The following is an 18,516-nucleotide window of genomic DNA, read 5'->3' as shown; positions in this document are numbered from 1 at the left end:
TGTTCCGATCAAGAAGTCGATGATGGCAGACTACATCATCTGCCTTGAGGACGGCAAGAAATTCAAATCGCTAAAACGCCATCTTTCAACCCACTATGGGCTGACCCCGGACGAATATCGCGCCAAATGGGGCCTGCCGGCGGATTATCCGATGGTCGCGCCGGACTACGCTGCGGCGCGCTCGGCGTGACCATGGGGCTCGGCCGCAAACCGAAAGAGTCGGCAACGCCGGCGCCGGCGAAGCGGACTGGCAAGAAGGTCACAGCCTAACTTTATCTCTCGAGGGTCATTCTGGAGCGCGCAGCTGCTATCGGCATGATCTGCGCAGAACAGGAAATGGCGGGGGACCAAACCATGCCTTACCGCGCGTTCATTCGCTCTTGCCGGGACGCAGGAGAACATTTCAGCCAGCTTTGCTGAGGTACGGCAGAGGACTTGCCAATGCGGCGGTCCTGTTCGATCTCATAGTTCGATTAAACGTAGTCGGCCGGATGCGCGGACGAAGATTTCAAAATCAGCATTGGCGGAATGAAACCGAGCGAAATGCAGGGACAAAATCCGGTAGTTAGCGAAACCAGTTCAGGCGCGCTCGCTACGCTCTGTGCTGTGGCGGCCAACCCGGACAACAACCGGCCTCTCAAATCTCCTCGAGCCGGTCATCTCTCGGCCCCCCCAAAAGGCGATTATACGTCAAGAGGCCCAGTTCCACTTCTTAGCCGAGCCGAGCCGGTTCCGCTGCCCTGAATGTCGACAATGCCCTCTTGACCAGCCTCGCAGGGCTCGCCGAGCCTAGGCTCGCTCTTTTCCGTTGCCCGACTTGCAGGCAGCGAGCCATTGCATGGCGAAGGTTGCATCCTCCAATATAGCGGCCCGCTTCGCGAAGCCGAAAAAGGCATTGCGCGCTGCACTTACAGGCTTTCGCCCGTCGTATGCATCATAGCACGCCTTGAGGGCGGCTTCGTGGACCAGGTCTCTGCGATCTGGTGGCCATTCATTGAGGAAATCGACAGCGTCCGCAAGACTGGCAATCTCTTGCACGATGTACGCTGCATGTCGTACGAAAAGTGGGCTGCTGAAAGTTTCAGAGTTCATCGATTCTCCCGACCTGCTGAACAGCTGGTGCGTGAACAGGCACCCCCGTCGACATTCGCGACCTAGCAAAGTGTGTTGTCAGGGCGATGACGATCTCAAGAGAAAATAGCGGCGTGATGTTCCCCACGCGAGCAAGCCGGCTAGCGCCGGTCTGCCCAAGCGAGCGACACGGCGGCGGCTCTGCTGCCGCGGTGGATCACCAGATGGCATAGCTACATGGTCCCGACGAAGACCATTGGAACATGGTCCGGCTTTGACCCGCCAACAGAACACGGCTTCATCTTCTCCGCCTTAGCTGCGCCGGCCAGGTATGACGAGCGGCCGCTGACCTGCATGGTCACGCCAGACGCATCGGCGCAGCGAATATTCTGCCTATACGAGCAGCGGGGTTTGACAATGAATAGACCTATCCCGCAGGCCCGGATGTCATGCCATTCTTGTGGCGGACGGCCGTGATCACGTCTGAACAAGCAGCGTGTGTCGCCGCCCGTTCACCTTATTTACCCGAACAACTCCTTGTAACCGGTGGTCATCATCCAGTTCGCCCGATCGAGATGGCTTCGCGCTGCTTTCCGCGCGCGCACCGGCTCTTCCGCCGGATCGATGCCGAGGATGACCTGCGCCATCTCCTCATAACTGGCCTCGTCGGCGGAGGCGTCCAGGAACCTCGCGTAAGTCTTGAAGTGTTCCTTGTCGTAGGCGGTCAGGCTGTCCGACCAAGGGACTTCGTCTTGAAGACCTGGTTCAACGTCTGTGTATTTCATCACGATACCGGGCTCCGGAAACAACTGGTCGAAGATTTCGCTTCGACAGGCTACCCGGACCGAGGGGAATATCATCCTCAAGGCGACATTCCGATCATCGTCGGCAAGAGCCCGCTCGAAGCGAGGAACGCTTCTTTGGCGATGCAACTCCAGGTTAGGGATGAATTGCAAAAAGCTCAAGACTGTTCGGCTGGCCGTCGATTCCGGCCGACTGCTCGATAATTTCACATAATTTCACATTCCAAATAAGACACAAAAGTCGGCCCATAGCTTACGGCCGAAACGCGTCTAGGCATTGGGATGCGCCGCAATGGGAGCCAGGCCTCCGGGCCGATTCCAAATCTTTTGGCTCTTCGGCCGTCCGTTCATCCGTCTTGACCAGTACGAACCTACAGCCTATCTCACCGCCACGTTAGCACTCCCCGCTGGCGAGTGCTAACCAGGCTCCGGCAACGGAGAACCGTTCAACTTCCGCACAGGGATATCCAAAATGGCACAGTCGAAGTTCCGTCCGCTTCACGACCGCGTGGTCGTTCGTCGGGTCGAATCCGAATCCAAGACCGCGGGCGGGATCATCATCCCCGATACGGCTAAGGAAAAGCCGCAGGAAGGCGAGATCATCGCCGTCGGCTCCGGCGCCCGCGACGAAGCTGGCAAGTTGATCCCGCTGGACGTCAAGGACGGCGACCGCATCCTGTTCGGCAAGTGGTCGGGCACGGAAGTCAAGCTCAATGGCGAAGACCTTCTGATCATGAAGGAATCCGACATCATGGGCATCATCGGCTGATATCAGGCCTTTCCATCAACTGAATCTTGAATCTTAGGGCTCGATGCGAGCCCCTGCCAGGAGCTAAATATGGCTGCCAAAGACGTAAAATTCTCCCGTGATGCCCGCGAGCGCATGCTGCACGGCATCAACATCCTCGCCGACGCGGTGAAGGTCACGCTCGGCCCCAAGGGCCGCAACGTCGTCATCGACAAGTCGTTCGGCGCGCCGCGCATCACCAAGGACGGCGTCACCGTCGCCAAGGAGATCGAACTTTCCGACAAGTTCGAGAACATGGGCGCGCAAATGATCCGCGAAGTCGCTTCGAAGACCAACGACATCGCCGGCGACGGCACCACGACCGCGACCGTTCTGGCGCAGTCGATCGTTCAGGAAGGCCACAAGGCCGTTGCCGCCGGCATGAACCCGATGGACCTGAAGCGCGGCATCGACCTCGCCGTGACCGAAGTCGTCGCGACGCTGATCAAGAACGCCAAGAAGATCAAGACCTCCGAGGAAGTTGCCCAGGTCGGCACCATCGCCGGCAATGGCGACGAGTCGGTCGGCAAGATGATCGCGGAAGCGATGCAGAAGGTCGGCAACGAAGGCGTCATCACGGTCGAGGAAGCCAAGACCGCCGAGACCGAACTCGAAGTCGTCGAAGGCATGCAGTTCGACCGCGGCTACCTCTCGCCCTACTTCGTCACCAACGCCGACAAGATGGTTGCGGATCTGGAAGACGCCTACATCCTCCTGCACGAGAAGAAGCTCTCCAACCTGCAGGCCATGCTGCCGGTTCTCGAAGCCGTCGTGCAGACCTCGAAGCCGCTGCTCATCATCTCGGAAGACGTCGAAGGCGAGGCCTTGGCCACGCTCGTCGTCAACAAGCTGCGTGGTGGCCTGAAGATCGCCGCCGTCAAGGCGCCGGGCTTCGGTGATCGCCGCAAGGCCATGCTGGAAGACATCGCCATCCTCACCGGTGGCCAGGTCATTTCGGAAGACCTCGGCATCAAGCTCGAGAATGTCGGCCTCAACATGCTCGGCCGCGCCAAGAAGGTGTCGATCTCCAAGGAGAACACCACCATCGTCGACGGCGCCGGCAAGAAAGAAGAGATCCAGGGCCGCGTTGCCCAGATCAAGCAGCAGATCGAGGAGACCACCTCGGACTACGACAAGGAAAAGCTGCAGGAACGTCTGGCGAAGCTCGCCGGCGGCGTTGCGGTGATCCGCGTCGGCGGCGCGACGGAAGTGGAAGTCAAGGAAAAGAAGGACCGCGTCGATGACGCCCTCAACGCGACCCGCGCGGCCGTGGAAGAAGGCATCGTTCCCGGCGGCGGCGTCGCCCTGCTGCGCGCTTCGCTGAGCATCAACGCGGTCGGCGTCAACTCCGACCAGGCCGCCGGCATCGCCATCGTGCGTCGCGCGCTGCAGGCTCCGGCCCGCCAGATCGCGGCCAACGCCGGTGCGGAAGCATCGATCGTTGCCGGCAGGATCCTCGAGAACAAGGGCGCGACCTTCGGCTACAACGCCCAGACCGGCGAGTATGGCGACATGATCGCCATGGGTATCGTCGATCCGGTCAAGGTCGTGCGCACCGCTCTCCAGGACGCGGCCTCGGTCGCCGGCCTGCTGGTCACCACCGAAGCCATGATCGCGGAGGCTCCGAAGAAGGAGTCGGCTGGCGGCGGCATGCCTGGCGGCATGGGCGGCGGCGGCATGGGCGGCATGGGCGGCATGGATTTCTAATCCAGCCTCTATCAGCCTCCAGATACGGAAAAGGGCGGCAGCGATGCCGCCCTTTTCCTTGAAGTCGGATCCGGCCGGAAATGTTCGGCGCGTACACCGACCGTATGGTTGTAGTAGAGCTGGTCGTGAAAGCAGGACTAGAAGCGCGCGCGGGCACGAATGCGGCGGAGAGCCGCTGGCGTCGGGGCTTCGAAGACAATCAACGATTCGAAACCGTTCAAGAGTATGAGGGAGCGGTGGCGAAACCGTGCAATCGGCCTAGATAATATTTGCACCTCCCCAAGTCGCCGAGAGCATGAGGCAGCAGCGGCCCCTTGCCGTCGAGATCAAACAGAAGCGTGGGCTCGTGAAGCGGCCACAGTCAATATGGGCCGGCATCGACCTAATTGCCATTCCGAACGATAGCGGTCGCGGCGGTGGCCAGAACGACCATCGGAATAGCATCCGGCCTTCGTTCATCCCGAAGAAGGGTTGACCGACCACTCCGTTTCGCCAGCGCGAATGCGGCATTGCGATCGCGGCAATTCGGATTGGCCGGGGCGCAACGTGCCTGAGGGCTGTCCCGGTCGGCACGAGCTATCGCTCAGCGGCGATCAAGTCATCGGTTTTCGGAATGACCGGCGACGCTTCGTCTCAACGACTATGCCGGTCGGGCTGTCGGCCGTATTCTTCTCCTTGAACACGGCGGTCCGCTTCGGTTTTGGTTTGGCTGGCGGTTGAGGCTCTACCCTTGGCTCCGGCGTTTGCTTCCCCTCTTGTTTCTGCTTGCGGGCCCTCAGCAAAGCCTTGGCGGTCGCCGCGTCGGCATCCGAGACCACGCCGGCCGGCTTGCCATCGAGATCGACCCGTGCGGCGCCGGCATCCAGTCTCGCCAAGTATCTGGCCATCTTGGTATACGCCAGCAGGGCTCTCCTTAATTCATCATCAGACAGTTCGCCGTCAAGCACGCGAATGTCATGATGGATGCCGATCTTGAGCGGTCTGGGCGCTTTCGGATTGAACGCCGCCGGCCACTTGGCCGACAGATAGCGGAAAAGCTGTGCAGGCGATTTGCCTCGGCTACGGCTCAACATCATAAGCCTCGCCCCATTTGTTTTCGTTTCAAATTCGGACCTTCCTAGCATTGATATATGCAATGATTATGGAAAAATGGGCATTCGCCCCGCAGCGCAAAGCAGCGGTCTCATTCGGACAGACGAAGTGCCTGGTGGACCGAGCAGGATCGGCAGCAACCACGCCGAACCGTCCCGATAGAGTTCACAGTCATACATCAGGGTCGGTGGAACGCTGTTTCCCCATATCTCCGCCAGCCCATTGGCCCTTGGCAGCGCATCTGAAACGCCGGCAGCGAAAACTCGACGGCTCTCCGCGGAGGCCGTCGGGTAGTAGGAGCCGAAACCGTCGCGGCTCCTCACCCGTTCGGCCGTTCCGTCGTAGAAGGGGGTCGCGTAGCACGAAAGCTGCTCAGGCGACCGTTCCTGATCTCGGCCGGATCGACGCCGTCCTCGGACAGGAAGGCAGGCAAATGGCTGGAAAAGCGCTCGGCCGCAACCCAGCGTCGATCACCAGGAACCGGGCGCGGGCGCGGCGGAACTGCCGGGCGGCGGCCATTCCGGAATAGCTGCCGCCCATGACAATAGGCGCAGCGAAATTCCAAAGTTTGTGAGCGACAGGCCTCGGACTCCCATTCGATTGCCGACTCGGCTCATGCCGTGACGGGCGCTCATGATTGCCACCTTGGAGATCGCCTCAGAAGCGACGCCCCATCGGAAACATTAGCACGTCCGCGTTTTGGCTCGGCTGCTTGAACTCCTCGCCGGCAACTGCCTCAATTAGCAAATCCAAGGCTTCGCGCCCCCTCCGGCTCATCGGGTCATCACCTCGCAGATAATGATACGCTCGATCTAGATGCACTCGCGCGGCGGAAAAATCGCTTGTCATTTTACCCTCTCAGTTGCCGCCCGCGTTAGCCGTCTACGAGGTGAGGGTCGCGCAATCGTCAATATCCTTAGACGTATTTGATTTAAATCGCAGATGATCCGGGAGTAACCAACCACCGGTTGTATGCGAGAGCCCCTGATTGCGTCGCCCTGGCCCGGTTGAGCCTGCAATAGGGTTACCACAAGCCTTGCCAATGTGTCCCCATCATCCATAAGCCGTCCCGAGTTTCTGACCCGTCGAGCCATGGCACGGGCAGGCTTGCGGCGGCAATCAGCCGGATGGCGACGATCGCGGAGAAGGCGGCAGCAAATCGGAAGTAGACTCCCGTTTGTGCGGTCGGGCATTGATTCCTAGATAGCAAATTCCGCCATTACATCTCGCTGATGGGACAGCTTGCGAACGCAAATGCAGCGCGCCCTCTTCCTGATCCAATTGAGCGGGTCAGGAATTATGTCGCAGCGCGGGGATCAGGAAGCTTCTGAGGCCGGTCACCGACTTCATAAAGCCGACTGGAGCTGCAACCACTTGACTAGGAATGCCCTCCGAGCTGTCAGGCCCGGAACGCGCCTTCTTGGCCGTGTGCCAGCCCCTGACCGACAGCGGATTGCGACATGACAACTTCTCCACACCGGAGGTAACTGTGGCGAAAGTGCCGGCGCGCGAGCGCCAGGGAAGCTTGGTTAAAGACTCGGCCCGCTTGCAGGAACTGGCCTGAGATCGCCGGCGCAATGAGGGACTCGAATAGCATTCGATCATGGAGAGCGGCCGCTCGATGCGGCCGAGTTCCCGAAGAGCTTTGGCCAGTTGGCTTCCTTCGGTGATGCCGTGAGCTTCTTCACGGTCGTCGAGGGCAGAAGCGCACCGGTGTTGATCGATGCTGCCCAGATTCGATTTCCAGCTTGCGCAGGAAGGAAATCCGGTCGGTCAGCCCGCCAGGTTTGAGGCACCAGGCGCATCGGCAGCCGATCGCAGCCAATGAAAGCGTGTCTGGCCAAATGGTCGGGTCGCGGCGTTGAATTTCGGCTTTGACCGACACCCAACCCTCGCCGACGGTTACAAGAGCGCGGGGCGAATCCGTAGACGTGGTGAAAGGTCTGGGAAAATTGGGAGGTTGATGATGCGCTCATCGCGAGCCGGAGGCGCCGGTCTGCCAAACTAGTGGTCGTAGACTTAGGAGGAGCATGATCCAAAAACCGAGACTTTTGCGAGCTCAGTTCCTGTCCCGCTTAGTGCCTATTTGTGTGCGCTATTCTGCCATACGCCTAATGAGATTGTCCCACCTGATCACCGTCCCTAACTTGGCTGAGATCGAAGCCAAAAGCTGGCAGGCAACAGGAGTGACCATGAAGAACATTATGAGTGTTGGAGACGGTGGCGATGGTAGACTGGTCATCGTGTCAAACAGGGTTGCGCTGCCCGACGAGCACGGGGCACTGCCCCCGGGCGGAATGGCCATTGCGCTGAACGCAGCGCTCCAGCAACGGGGCGGCCTTTGGATGGGCTGGTCGGGGAAGGTGAAAACCGAGAAGAACCAGGTGTCACCGACGATGCAGGAGGCCAACGGCATCACCTATGCCCTTGCCGATCTCTCGCAGAAGGATCTGGACGAATATTACTACGGCTTCGCCAACAGGGTTCTTTGGCCGGTCTTCCACTGCCGTGTCGACCTCGCCGAATACAGCGACGCGAGAAAGTCCGGATATTACCGCGTTAACCGACTCTTCGCAGAGTCTTTGATGCCGCTCCACCGCGAGGACGACGTCATATGGGTGCAGGATTATCACCTGATCCCTCTAGGGAAAGAACTGCGCGAGCGCGGCTGCCTCAACCGCATCGGCTTTTTCCTGCACATACCATGGCCGCCGGCGGACATCCTCGCCACCGTGCCGCTCTGCGAAGAATTGCTGGACGCGCTTTCGTTCTATGACCTTGTCGGCTTTCAAACCGACGACGATCTTAACAACTTCGCCGAATGTCTCCGCCGCCGAAACCCAGGATGTCTCATGAAAGACGGTAGCTACCTAGTCAAAGGGCGGGAGTTTCGCTGTGGGGTTTTTCCAATCGGTATCGACACGGCCAAATTCGAGAGCCTCGCAACGCTAGCGACGCGCGACGGGGATCTGCAGGAAGTTTACAAGAGGACTGCTGGCTGTGACGTCGCCATTGGTGTCGACCGATTGGATTATTCCAAGGGCATCGATCGGCGCATCGTGGCGTTTCGCCATTTCCTTGATCGTAACAGCCATCGCGTCCGCAAGACGCTACTGCTGCAGATTACCCCGAAATCCCGCGGGGAAATACCGGCCTATCTGGCGCTGCAAAAGCGCATCGCCGAACTGGTGGGAAGTGTCAATGGGGAACTTGGAACCATCGATTGGGTACCAGTACACTACACCAATCGTTCCCATGGCCCGCTGCAACTGGCCGGCCTCTATCGACTGGCACGCGTTGGCCTGGTGACGCCGCTCCGCGACGGCATGAATCTGGTGGCGAAGGAATATGTGGCTGCGCAAGACCCAAGCAATCCGGGCGTTCTCGTGCTCTCGCAGTTTGCCGGCGCCGCTGGCGAATTGGAGGGAGCGGTGCTTGTCAATCCCTATGACCCAGAGGCTGTGGCGGCCTCCACGGAAAAAGCATTTCGCATGTCGCCAGAGGAACGGAAAGAGCGTTGGACCGCAATGAAGAACAGTCTCATCGGGCATGATGTCTATCGATGGTGCGACGGCTTTCTTGCTAAGCTGGAGGCGGCGGACTTGCCAGCATGAGGCTGATCGCGACCAATTGAATCAGGGCAGCATTCCGGCCTCGCCGAGGCGTGGTTAATGTGCTGTGGTGGATGGCGATGACGCAGACCACCTACCCAGTTGGATTGTAGCCGATTGTGCTGGCACGGGAGCGAAGAACTCGCGGCTGCGGTCACACATCAAACTAGTTGAGCCGATCCGCGCAAGAGGGCTCTCGTCCCAGGGTCCGTCGGTGTCGAGCATTCGACTGTCATCGCTTCGCTGATCGAGACCCCGTGTATGAATATGTCGACCACCCGGTTGGTGACATTGCTGATGAGCCAAGCAGCATCTACCTACACCGCACGCCAGATCTCAAGACGTTAGCTCGAGCACATTCCATATTAAAACAAGAGGAAAAAGGCATGGGTGAGCTCTCTTGCAGTCGGCAGATCTCTTCAAACACGCGTGAGCGGCCACGACTGATTGTCGAGGGTGCTCGCGCCGCACGGCAACAGCAAATGCTGGCATCCCTTGACCTGAATTTACTGTTGTCTCTTGAGGCGCTGCTGGAGCACCGCAACGTCACGCATGCGGCTCGGCACGTGCGCTTGAGCCAACCGTCGATGAGCCGAGCGTTGACAAGGCTGCGTGGCATTTTCAATGACGATCTTTTGGTTCGCGGCTCGAGCGGCTTGGTCCCGACGCCGCAGGCCGAACGGTTGGCCCGACTGCTGCCGCCGGTGTTGGATGCGCTCCGCGGGATGGTGAACCGTCAAGGGGAGTGGAGATCAAAGACGATAATGGCGATACCCGACCATCAAGCCCTGATCTTGCTGCCGCCTCTCCTACCCCTGCTGCGCGAGCACGCGCCCAATCTCGACATCGTCACCGGCTCGTTCCTAACCGGCGCGCTCCGGCGGCTTGAGCAAGGCGAGATCGATCTGGCCGTTGGGCAGACCGGTGGCACTCCACCGGGCTTCTTTCGGCGCAGGCTCTATACTGACCGCTTCGCCTGCCTGCTACGTTGCGAACACCCAGCCCTGGCGCAGGAATGGACGATCGAGGCCTTCGCTGCCCTGCGCCACGCTGCCATTGACTCGGATTCTAAGGGCGGCTTCGGGCGGGTGCATGACGATCTGGCCAATTTACACCTCCAGGATCGCGATCCGGTGCTGGTTTCCAACCTCCTGACGGCCGCTGTGGCCATCGCGGCGACCGATCTGGTGCTGATTGTACCACACCGCGTCGCGACACGGATCGCCGCCTTGCTCCCCCTAGCGATTGTCGATCCGCCGGTGGAACTGTCGCCTTACGAGGTTGGGCTGATTTGGCACGAGCGTTGCCATCGCGACCCAGAGCATCACTGGCTGCGCCACAAGATTGCCGCCGCAGCGGCGGCGGGAACAGAGCTGGCGCATCCATCGACAATGAGAGGGCAAACGGCTGATGCTTCGCGAAGGGAAGAAGCGTGATGCGATCGAAGTCTGGCACCATCGTCAGGACCGGGCCAGTTCATTGCCCCCTCGTCCATCGGGACGCGATGCTGGTTCCGCTGTCCCAACTCAGTGAAACCGATGCGCGCTGAATTCGAGCGAGCATCTGCTGTGAAGAAGGTATTCACACTTTCAGCCAACTACACAAACCGAGACCCACCTTCTTCGACCGCCGTTCGGCCGCATCAAGGCTTTCGCAGGCCAGGTTCTCAGGGTGTTACCGAGGTGCATGCATCGATTCTGGCCGCGTATCTTGGCCCGGACCCTTTGGCAGGTAAGGGTTTGGCACAAATTGCGAGTTCTCGGATCTTCGGCAATCTGCCCAACGAAGTGCGGCAGATCGATGTCCTTGAGCACCGTTTGTTGCGGCCGGGGCGCTGCGCGCAAATCGTCATCATCGATTGCCGCGAATGGGAGCAACATGGGTACGGTCATGCGAAGCTCTCTTCCGGACTGGTACAACTAGCCCTGGTTTCCGAAGCCAGGCTGGACCGAGAGGCGGTTTTCTCCGACGGGTATTCCGATTACCTGTTGTGGCCACTGATCGAGCAGGAAGTTGTGAGCAGACTGACCGCCTGCGTCGCCCAGATCGCGCGGCGTTCTGCACCGCTATTCTTCTCAGCCGATCCCCTCGTTCAGAAGGCTTGCGATCTGCTGGCACAGCGAGTCGATCAGCAGATCGCCCTCAGCGAACTGGCGCGCATAGCCGGGACCAACAAGACAACGCTCGTCAACCGCTTCGAGGCTGCCTTTGGCTGCGGGCCTATGACCTGGTTACGGCACTACCGGATGATGGAGGCTGCCGCCCGCTTGCGAAGCGGGCATGAAAGCGTGGCCGAGGTGGCTGAATCCTTAGGCTACGAAAACAGCAACAATTTCTCCACGGCGTTCAAGGCGATCCATGGGCTCTCGCCGCTGCGCTATCGCAAAATGGCGGCGCGCAGAGAAAGGTCTGCCTGACGCAAAGGTGGGGATCGGAACAAACTGGTATACAGCCAGTGAAGACACGCAAAGATCACCTGATACTCAAGCGTTTACGCACTCCAGGCACTTTGCGATTTTCACAGCAACGCTCAGAAAAGGAAAATAAGCATGTTGAACGCGGTCGCAGCGCATTTTCAAGGGCATGAACAGAGCCATTCGGACAAGAATTATGAGGCGGCGAGCGCGTTTTTCGGCGCCAAGTCCCTTCTTTTGGCCCAGCCAGGTGCTGCGCGCCCCAGTGACGACACCATCGCCAACGATCAAGGAACAGTACAGTTTCACCTCATTGGTCAGAAGACCGATGACCCGGCGTACAGCGGCATCATGAAAGAAAATCAGGACAACCTTCTGGCTATAGGAGGACTCATTCACGACTACATGCATACCCATTATCCTAAGGTTGACGGGGAAAAACTTGACATCAACACATGGACGAACGTTGTGGGCAACATTCCAGACCTTTCGATGGGAGGGCAAAAACAGAAAGGTTACTCAAACAAGTTTGCTGGCACCTCCGTTTCAGCCACGTTCCTCTCCTTGATCGCGAAGGCGATCGTCACTGACGGGGCGTCTCTGCTAACGGATTTCGAGTCCTTCCTCACTGAGATGGGCGACCTGACCTTCAGCGCCAACAGCAAGTCGCAGCAGTACAAGGCTCTGACATGCACCTACCAAAGCTACCTTCTCGATAACGGGGCAGGCGGATATTACGACTACGGAGCAATTGTTCTTCGAGAGGTCAAGTTCAATGAGTACTTCATTGATCTAAAATCTTCGTGCTCGTCGACACGATACGTCAACGTCGACATAAGTTATAACGAGGTTACCAATATCGTTCAGACTCGCCGGATCCGCAACGGCGGCCCCGATTACAAAAACTTCCAGGAGATCGTGAATAAGAACGCCACCGAGCAGTTTATGAATGCCAAGAACTTCTTTAACGGTGGCTCGACCCCGCAACAAGACATCACGCCCCAGGTCTGATCCTCATGATTGGTTTCGAAAGCAGCAGCGCACCAACCGACGGTGTCAATTCGAAGAAACCTCGCCAGCGTCATAGATCAGGTCCGGCTGACAGCGGTGCCGACGAACTCCGGCCCCGCTTCTATAAGAAACCAGCTATGAACCCCATCGCAGAAACAACTGCGGGCCTCTTCCTGGTAATCGGCGCCCATAGCAGCCGCCCCCTCGAAGCGGAGAGGATTTGCTCAGGCTTGATCCGGAAACTGTCCGAAGGCTCAATTCTGAACTTGGATCCTAGTTTGTGGCAGAATGCCATGCAAACGGTGCCGAACCAGGTGGACGCCGCCACGGCTTCGAAGACCCTGAACCGCCGGATGGCCGTTGCGGATTTGCCAAGCACCCTTGCGTCAATTTGCGCCGATGCTGGCGACGGCGACAAAGCAGGCGTCAATCTGGCGAAGCCCATCAGTGTCTATCTGAGCAGATACGGCGAACCGACTGCATTCAATTGCTTCATCCTGGATCAATCGGACTCCGCGAGAATCTATTTATCTTTAACCTGCCTTGCCGTTTTCGATGGTGGAAGCCCTGGCAGTTTCGCCGTCACCTCAACATTGCTGAAGGCGTGCCTGAATCTGTCAAACAAGGATACGCAGTCCACTATCGCGCAGGTTTTTGGCCGCTTCGGCCCGCCGAGCGACTCACCTTACTACCTGCGCGTCTTGCCCTGACCGTATGCCAGACTTTTTCAGCCAGAAGGAGCAGCACGCTCGTTGAATATGTGAATACCGCACATTTCGTCAGCGGAAGCGACGTCGGTGGTGCGCTTTGTAGCGGGAAAGCCCATGCCCTATTGTGAAGACTTCGCGAAGGCGGACGGATGGTCCGCAGCGGATGTCAGCGTCCGTCTCAACAATGCGGCAGGCCGGAAATTTCTCACTTTCTTGCGAAGATCGGGGGTGACCACGGTCATTCGGTATTACGCGAGTTCCGCGAGGCCGAAAACCATCACACCAGTGGAGGCTAAACTACTATGTGGGCACGGTTTCGGAATTCTACCGATTTTCCAGGACAGCAGCCGCCATATTTCCAATTTCTCGAGCTCGATCGGTACTGCAAATGCAAAGAGTGCTATGGGGTTCGCAAAGCGCGTCGGCCAGCCGAAAGATAAGGGCAGTACGATTTTTTTCGCCGTCGATTTGGACTATCCGGCTACGCAGATCGACGGCCCCATCCTCGCCTACTTCCACGCGATTAAAGAGGAGATCAACGGCAATTTCGTAATCGGCGCGTATGGTAGCGGTGCCGTGCTCTCAAAATTATTGGCGGAGGGACTGATCACGGTTCCATGGATATCTATGTCGCCACTGTTTCTTGGAACCGAGCAGTTCTTTTATTCCAACCGATGGTCGATGCGGCAGGTACCTCCAGAGGTTGCCCATGGCTCCTCTGGGGTGGGCTATGATCGCAATATCGTTCGGGTTGCTCGGAGGGAGATCGGGGCCTTCCAAGTTGATGAGTCGGGCGAAGGCTCGCTGGCCTAGGATGGCGAGGGACTCCGGCTCGTAGACGCGGCAAGCTGAAAAAGTTGTCGGATTTTATGTTCGTAGAGGTCTCCGACGTCAATTGCCGGACCGTGTCGTGTCTTTTCCTCGAAACCGGCGAGTGTAAAGCAGATGGTCCGCGAAGTTGCTTCGAAGACCAACGACATCGCCGGCTATTTGATTGGGTGGTCATTCATTTCCCCTCGGACCTCGTCCATATCGGCGAGGCCGCCGAGCGAGCGCTGCCGCGACTGCGTTTCCACTGTTTGTTCGATCAGTCCCACGGAGATTGCTTCCAAACTTCCTGGACGGCATCCACGAGCGCTGCGGCTAAATCTTGGATATCGGTCTCGCTCATGGGGGTCGACAGCGCGCCAGAGCAATTCGGCGTCATCAGAAAACCCCGTTCCAGCATTGCACGGTGCACCTTTGCCAGCGCAGCCTTCTGCAAGGCGCTTGGGAACGAGGTCCGGTAGTTTCGGACAACTTCAGCCTTCAGGTGGAGCCGAAAGAGGGAGCTCATGCCGGTAACTTGCGCGGGGAGTTCGCGCCTTCTGAGTTGCTCGATGGCTTCACTGCGAAGCGTGTCGCCCATCTGGTTAAGGCGGGCCACGGCATCCTTGGTGTATGCTTGCAGTGCCGCCAGCCCAGCTGTCATGCTGAGCGGGTTGGCGCTGAACGTGCCGCCGTGGGAGACGGCTGGTTTACCCTTGGTGTGATCGAAGATCGCCATGTGGGACGCAGGCCCCGCTACGGCCCCAACGGGTAAACCTCCGCCGATGATCTTGCCCAAAGCGACCAGATCCGGCTCAAAGCCGAACGTGGCATGGGCGCCATGGAAACCCACGCGGTATGAAACGACCTCGTCAATCACAAGCAGGGTGCCGTAGCGGTTACAGCAATCCTGGATCACCTCCCGCAAATCCGCCTCTATCGGAACCATGCCCACGCGGGAAGCAACTGGATCGAGAAGGATCGCGGCGAGACGCTCATGGTGTTTACGGATGAGCTCTCTGCACGACTTGGGCTCGTTGTAAGGAAGGACAAGGACATCCGCGGCGGTGGAAGGGGGAGTTCCACTGGCGTAGAGCACACTGTTAGGCGACGAATCGCCCCAGTTGTTTGGTGCAGAATCAAGGCTCACTTCCACATAGTCATAGGCGCCGTGATACGCGCCCTCGAACTTGGCAATCATCGGGCGCCCTCTAATAGCGCGAGCGGCCTTGACAGCGAACATAACAGCCTCGGTGCCGGAGCTGGTAAAGCGGACCTGCTCAAGCTTCGGCGAACGCGTCGTGATTGCTTCCGCAAGCCTGGTCTCGCTTGTGGTCGGAAGCCCGAATGCGGTGCCGTCGTCCAGGACATTGTGCAGCGCCTCGATCACCGGCGGAAAGGCATGGCCGTGAACGAGCGAGAAGAAATTGTTTTCGCAGTCGAAGACCTTGCTGCCGTCCGCGTCGGTGATCCAGCAGCCCGCTCCTGACACAGCATAGGGCGGGTGTGGAGCGAAGAAAGGCGCAGCACGCATGCTTCCGCCTGGCGTGATCTTTAGCGAACGTTGAAACTCGTCGCGAGATCTCGGCCCAACGACCTCTCCCCGGTTGTGGCCCAGCCTTGAAATGCGCTGCATGTCCGAACTCCTTGACTTTGTCGAGATGGCGAGGCGCTACGAAACCTTGATGCCATTGTTGGCGGAGGAAGCGTGAGATGCTCAATGGATTAACTAAGCCTTTGTCATGGCAGCTTGCCCGATCGTGGTGATTGCGTCATGGGGGTGGACGGCGCGCTTCATATGGATGGCTACACCATCAACACGGATCGGGATGCTTCCCAAGTCAGCTCCTGCAACAAGAAGCCCAACGAGACGGGTTCAATGAGTCTATGTCGTTAGCATTGGCACCGGTTTGGAGTTGCTAAGAGTCTATGAATTTCTTTGAAGGATCTATTACACCGCCTGCCGCCGACGGCTCGACCGCGAACTCTTCGCAGACCATCCTGCCCTGTTGCGCCGCTTTCGGTCGCGTGGCTCAGGGGCTTCGCCGCCCCGCCGGGAATGGTCATCAGCCGCTTCAGCGAGAGCCGAGCGGGCAACATCGCGTTCGATGACCTGGAGGTGGGACAAGATGATCCGTGAGGGGAACGCCACGCCGGCCTGGCTCGCCAATGACTTCAATGCCAACCGTCGGCATAGAGGGGTCCGGTAAGCTTGGCGCCATTGTCATTGGCGAAGCCGTCGGCGAGCACCTCGATTTCGTCGAGGCCGGCCGCGATAGCCCGCTTCACCCGAGTGGGACGCAGGGCAGTGGCGTTGCGGACAAAAAAGCCCGCGGCCGCGCCCGTCATCCCGTTCTGCCAAGCGAAATGTCGTTGAGGTCCTCTTCGATCACCCCAGCCGCGTATAGCTGATCGAGCAGGTCGGCGACGGCAAGGACGCTCGCTCCATCCGTGACCCCCATAATCAACTCCGAGGCTGTACAATTCCCGCTCGCGATTAGGTGGCCAATGGGAATCGGAACCGCCCCGTCGAGCACTCGATGCTCAATGTTGCGTGAGCGGAGATGGAAGCAGTGGTCCCCTGCCTCGTATTGCAGGTCTCCGCGGAAGCGAATTGGCCGGTTGGGAGGTGGGCTTTCGAGCATATTGTCGTCGATGATGCTATCGAGACCCTTCCGGAACTCGTCGGGCGTGCTGAAGAAACGTTGAGCCACGATTCGGTACCCGAGAGGCCAGCGTTCGCTACCCGGCACCGGCGTCACCAGTTGTAAACGTCCCTGCCGCATGTTCACGAGAAAGCCAGAAACACAGGCGATTGTCGTGGGACAGCCCTCCGGCACGGCGATTGCGGCATCTTTGCCGGCTGCCCTGAGTTTCTCCTTCCGCGCGCGTGCGCGCCCGGTGAAAGCCTTTGCGGTCGGCCCGTCCTTGCCCTGCAGGATGAGTTCGACCCCCATCAGGTCCTCGGGCGAAAACGCCGCGTGTATCTGATTAAGATGGTCCGTGCTTAGCACCGAGAAACGATTGGTCACGCGACCGTAGCGTTCGAACAGTTCGAGCACGCGGTTGGTGAGTGCCTGATCCTTGAGCGGGGCCGCCGTCGTCGTTTGTGGCAATTCGCCCGTGATTTGATGGTAATCGAACAGAAAACGGTCGTACTCCGGGTTGTCGATCGGGTCTGTGGCCCAGTAACAGAAGCCAGTGCGGACTGCCGAACCAAACATTTCGCTTGCCACACGGAGCACGCCGCGCCAAACCTCTGCATGCTCCTCAGTGTATTCATAGTAACCTTTGAAGGTACTCGCCGAGAGGCCACAGAACCAGCAACCGACGGTGCAGCCTTCGCTCAGCTCGAAAGCGATGATGGAGTGCGCGATCGACGGCGCCAATTCGCCCATTTCATCGTTACAACGCCGGATTTGGCGCTCGCGCCAGGCATGAAAGCGAGGATTGATCATCGACATCTCGCCTTGGTGGCGCAGGAGGTCGCGATGGCGCAACATCTCCCGCATATACTCATCCCACATCATAGCCAGCGGCCACGGGGCAGACTCCGGCTTGAAGCGATACTTCAGGTAGTCACCGCACCAGAGCGGCAGCATCTCCATTGGGTCAACTTCGATGCCGTATCGCGCGGTCACTATCCGAGGGTTGTCGAGGTTCTCGGAAAGCGCCGTACGGAATTTCCCGTCACCGGCCAGCCGCTCCATGAAGCGCTTGATATGTGACAAACTGCGCCGTTCCTTTGGCGTGCGCCGTTCAAAAATCTGCCGCCAGCATTCGCTCCGAGGGTAGAGATGAGCCGTTGCAGCGGCCCCTTGTACGACTGATGGCATTATCTTCTCGTTGACAAGCTTTGCGATCATGTTCCCTTCAGACCGGCTCCTTCGAGCCAAGCGATCAGAGCTAGCTCGCGACAGCTACAACTATCACAACAACAAGAACGACCGCGACGGTTGCAGTTTTTCCACCGACTTTGACAGGGCTCATGGACATACACGGAGCGCAATTGGCCAACGCATTGGTGTGTACAAGGCTGGTCAAGGTCGAAACACTCGAACCACCCTTGCGGCCCGCAGTCGCGCGAAGCTTCTTACTATTTGGCTTTTCTCGGCTGTTCGATCGGATAAAACCTTTAACCTCGTCGAGTGTGATGTTGTAGTCGAGGTCCTTTGCAAATTCTACAATCGATGCAAGCCCTCCAGCACGCCGTTTGAGGTTTTCAAGCGGACTGCCTTTTTTTCCCAACTCGTTGATGAATCGCTTTACGTCAGTTCGCGCCATAGCTAATTCCCGCCTCTGCTCAGTGTCCGAGCTATCCAGCCATCTCGCTATCACAAGCGATCGGCTGATGTACCAGCAAGCTCCGTACCAACCTCACATCTCTGATTTTGCGCGTTATCCGACCGCACGTTGTCAACTTACCGACTTTTTTTGGATCTTCTGTATCGTGGCCGTAGCTCAGCCATTCGGCTTTCGCCTTAAAAGATCCGGGCGGGCGAG

General features: G+C 58.6%; 18 protein-coding genes and 2 pseudogenes. 9 read left to right on the top strand and 11 right to left on the bottom strand.

The features are described from left to right. Window positions 1-270 (top strand): annotated as a pseudogene (locus EH240_RS35065) (Ros/MucR family transcriptional regulator); the annotation flags it as partial. A gap of 519 nt (window positions 271-789) precedes the next feature. Here EH240_RS35065 and EH240_RS35060 read toward each other — a convergent pair. Both EH240_RS35060 and EH240_RS35055 read right to left on the bottom strand, forming a co-directional pair. Next, window positions 790-1,092 carry a DUF982 domain-containing protein gene (locus tag EH240_RS35060; protein WP_125006930.1) on the bottom strand — a complete coding sequence of 101 codons (303 nt, stop codon included), beginning with the start codon at window positions 1,090-1,092 and terminating at the stop codon, window positions 790-792. A gap of 500 nt (window positions 1,093-1,592) precedes the next feature. After that, window positions 1,593-1,856 (bottom strand): DNA -binding domain-containing protein, encoded by a 264-nt coding sequence (locus EH240_RS35055; RefSeq protein WP_125006936.1) that lies wholly within the window; start codon window positions 1,854-1,856, stop codon window positions 1,593-1,595. Window positions 1,857-2,346: 490 nt separating this feature from the next. Between EH240_RS35055 and groES the strand changes: the two genes are divergently transcribed. Together groES and groL are read left to right on the top strand one after the other, a co-directional pair. Next, entirely contained in the window at window positions 2,347-2,643 is a 297-nt protein-coding gene (gene groES / locus EH240_RS35050) for a co-chaperone GroES (protein ID WP_125006929.1), read from the top strand. Window positions 2,644-2,712: 69 nt separating this feature from the next. Next, window positions 2,713-4,368: a chaperonin GroEL gene (groL, locus tag EH240_RS35045; protein ID WP_125006928.1), complete on the top strand. Its 1,656-nt coding sequence runs from the start codon at window positions 2,713-2,715 to the stop codon at window positions 4,366-4,368. Window positions 4,369-4,961: 593 nt separating this feature from the next. On the opposite strand, the gene EH240_RS35040 is transcribed toward groL, so the two are convergent. The 4 genes and pseudogenes from EH240_RS35040 to EH240_RS38370 form a co-directional block, all read right to left on the bottom strand. Next, window positions 4,962-5,444, bottom strand: a complete 483-nt coding sequence (locus EH240_RS35040; protein WP_245436672.1) for a ProQ/FINO family protein — start codon at window positions 5,442-5,444, stop codon at window positions 4,962-4,964. A 673-nt stretch (window positions 5,445-6,117) separates the two neighbouring features. After that, entirely contained in the window at window positions 6,118-6,309 is a 192-nt protein-coding gene (locus tag EH240_RS39485; RefSeq protein ID WP_125006927.1) for a hypothetical protein, read from the bottom strand. Window positions 6,310-6,981: 672 nt separating this feature from the next. Further along, window positions 6,982-7,190: pseudogene (locus EH240_RS39480) on the bottom strand (Tn3 family transposase); the annotation flags it as partial. Further along, window positions 7,145-7,345: a hypothetical protein gene (locus EH240_RS38370; RefSeq protein ID WP_167484301.1), complete on the bottom strand. Its 201-nt coding sequence runs from the start codon at window positions 7,343-7,345 to the stop codon at window positions 7,145-7,147. The gene EH240_RS38370 and the pseudogene EH240_RS39480, both read right to left, overlap by 46 nt. A gap of 307 nt (window positions 7,346-7,652) precedes the next feature. On the opposite strand from EH240_RS38370, the gene EH240_RS35030 reads away from it, so the two are divergent. From EH240_RS35030 to EH240_RS35005, 6 genes are all read left to right on the top strand, one after another. Beyond that, entirely contained in the window at window positions 7,653-9,074 is a 1,422-nt protein-coding gene (locus EH240_RS35030) for an alpha,alpha-trehalose-phosphate synthase (UDP-forming) (protein WP_245436671.1), read from the top strand. 479 nt (window positions 9,075-9,553) lie between these two features. Continuing rightward, entirely contained in the window at window positions 9,554-10,507 is a 954-nt protein-coding gene (locus tag EH240_RS35025) for a LysR family transcriptional regulator (protein ID WP_245436673.1), read from the top strand. Between the two features lie 102 nt (window positions 10,508-10,609). Beyond that, window positions 10,610-11,488 (top strand): helix-turn-helix domain-containing protein, encoded by an 879-nt coding sequence (locus tag EH240_RS35020; protein ID WP_245436670.1) that lies wholly within the window; start codon window positions 10,610-10,612, stop codon window positions 11,486-11,488. A gap of 132 nt (window positions 11,489-11,620) precedes the next feature. Further along, complete coding sequence (locus EH240_RS35015; protein WP_125006926.1) at window positions 11,621-12,496, top strand: hypothetical protein; 876 nt, start codon at window positions 11,621-11,623, stop codon at window positions 12,494-12,496. A 5-nt stretch (window positions 12,497-12,501) separates the two neighbouring features. Then, window positions 12,502-13,206: a glutamate acetyltransferase gene (locus tag EH240_RS35010; RefSeq protein ID WP_245436669.1), complete on the top strand. Its 705-nt coding sequence runs from the start codon at window positions 12,502-12,504 to the stop codon at window positions 13,204-13,206. 114 nt (window positions 13,207-13,320) lie between these two features. After that, on the top strand, window positions 13,321-14,019 hold the full coding sequence (locus EH240_RS35005) for a glycoside hydrolase domain-containing protein (protein ID WP_125006925.1): 699 nt from the start codon (window positions 13,321-13,323) through the stop codon (window positions 14,017-14,019). Between the two features lie 274 nt (window positions 14,020-14,293). On the opposite strand, the gene EH240_RS35000 is transcribed toward EH240_RS35005, so the two are convergent. The 5 genes from EH240_RS35000 to EH240_RS38620 all read right to left on the bottom strand — a co-directional run. Beyond that, complete coding sequence (locus EH240_RS35000; RefSeq protein WP_125006924.1) at window positions 14,294-15,649, bottom strand: aspartate aminotransferase family protein; 1,356 nt, start codon at window positions 15,647-15,649, stop codon at window positions 14,294-14,296. Between the two features lie 539 nt (window positions 15,650-16,188). Next, complete coding sequence (locus EH240_RS38365) at window positions 16,189-16,362, bottom strand: hypothetical protein (protein ID WP_167484299.1); 174 nt, start codon at window positions 16,360-16,362, stop codon at window positions 16,189-16,191. Beyond that, on the bottom strand, window positions 16,359-17,879 hold the full coding sequence (locus EH240_RS34995) for a radical SAM family RiPP maturation amino acid epimerase (RefSeq protein ID WP_125006923.1): 1,521 nt from the start codon (window positions 17,877-17,879) through the stop codon (window positions 16,359-16,361). Before EH240_RS34995 ends, EH240_RS38365 begins: the two co-directional genes overlap by 4 nt. A gap of 40 nt (window positions 17,880-17,919) precedes the next feature. After that, window positions 17,920-18,297, bottom strand: a complete 378-nt coding sequence (locus tag EH240_RS34990; RefSeq protein ID WP_125006922.1) for a hypothetical protein — start codon at window positions 18,295-18,297, stop codon at window positions 17,920-17,922. Window positions 18,298-18,328: 31 nt separating this feature from the next. Continuing rightward, window positions 18,329-18,516, bottom strand: a 188-nt coding sequence (locus EH240_RS38620; RefSeq protein ID WP_206075377.1) for a hypothetical protein, incomplete at its 5' end; no start/stop codon positions are given.

This window comes from Mesorhizobium tamadayense (genome assembly GCF_003863365.1).
In the GTDB taxonomy this organism is placed as follows: Bacteria; Pseudomonadota; Alphaproteobacteria; order Rhizobiales; family Rhizobiaceae; genus Mesorhizobium; species Mesorhizobium tamadayense.
This window is presented reverse-complemented; position numbering and strand designations above follow the sequence as displayed.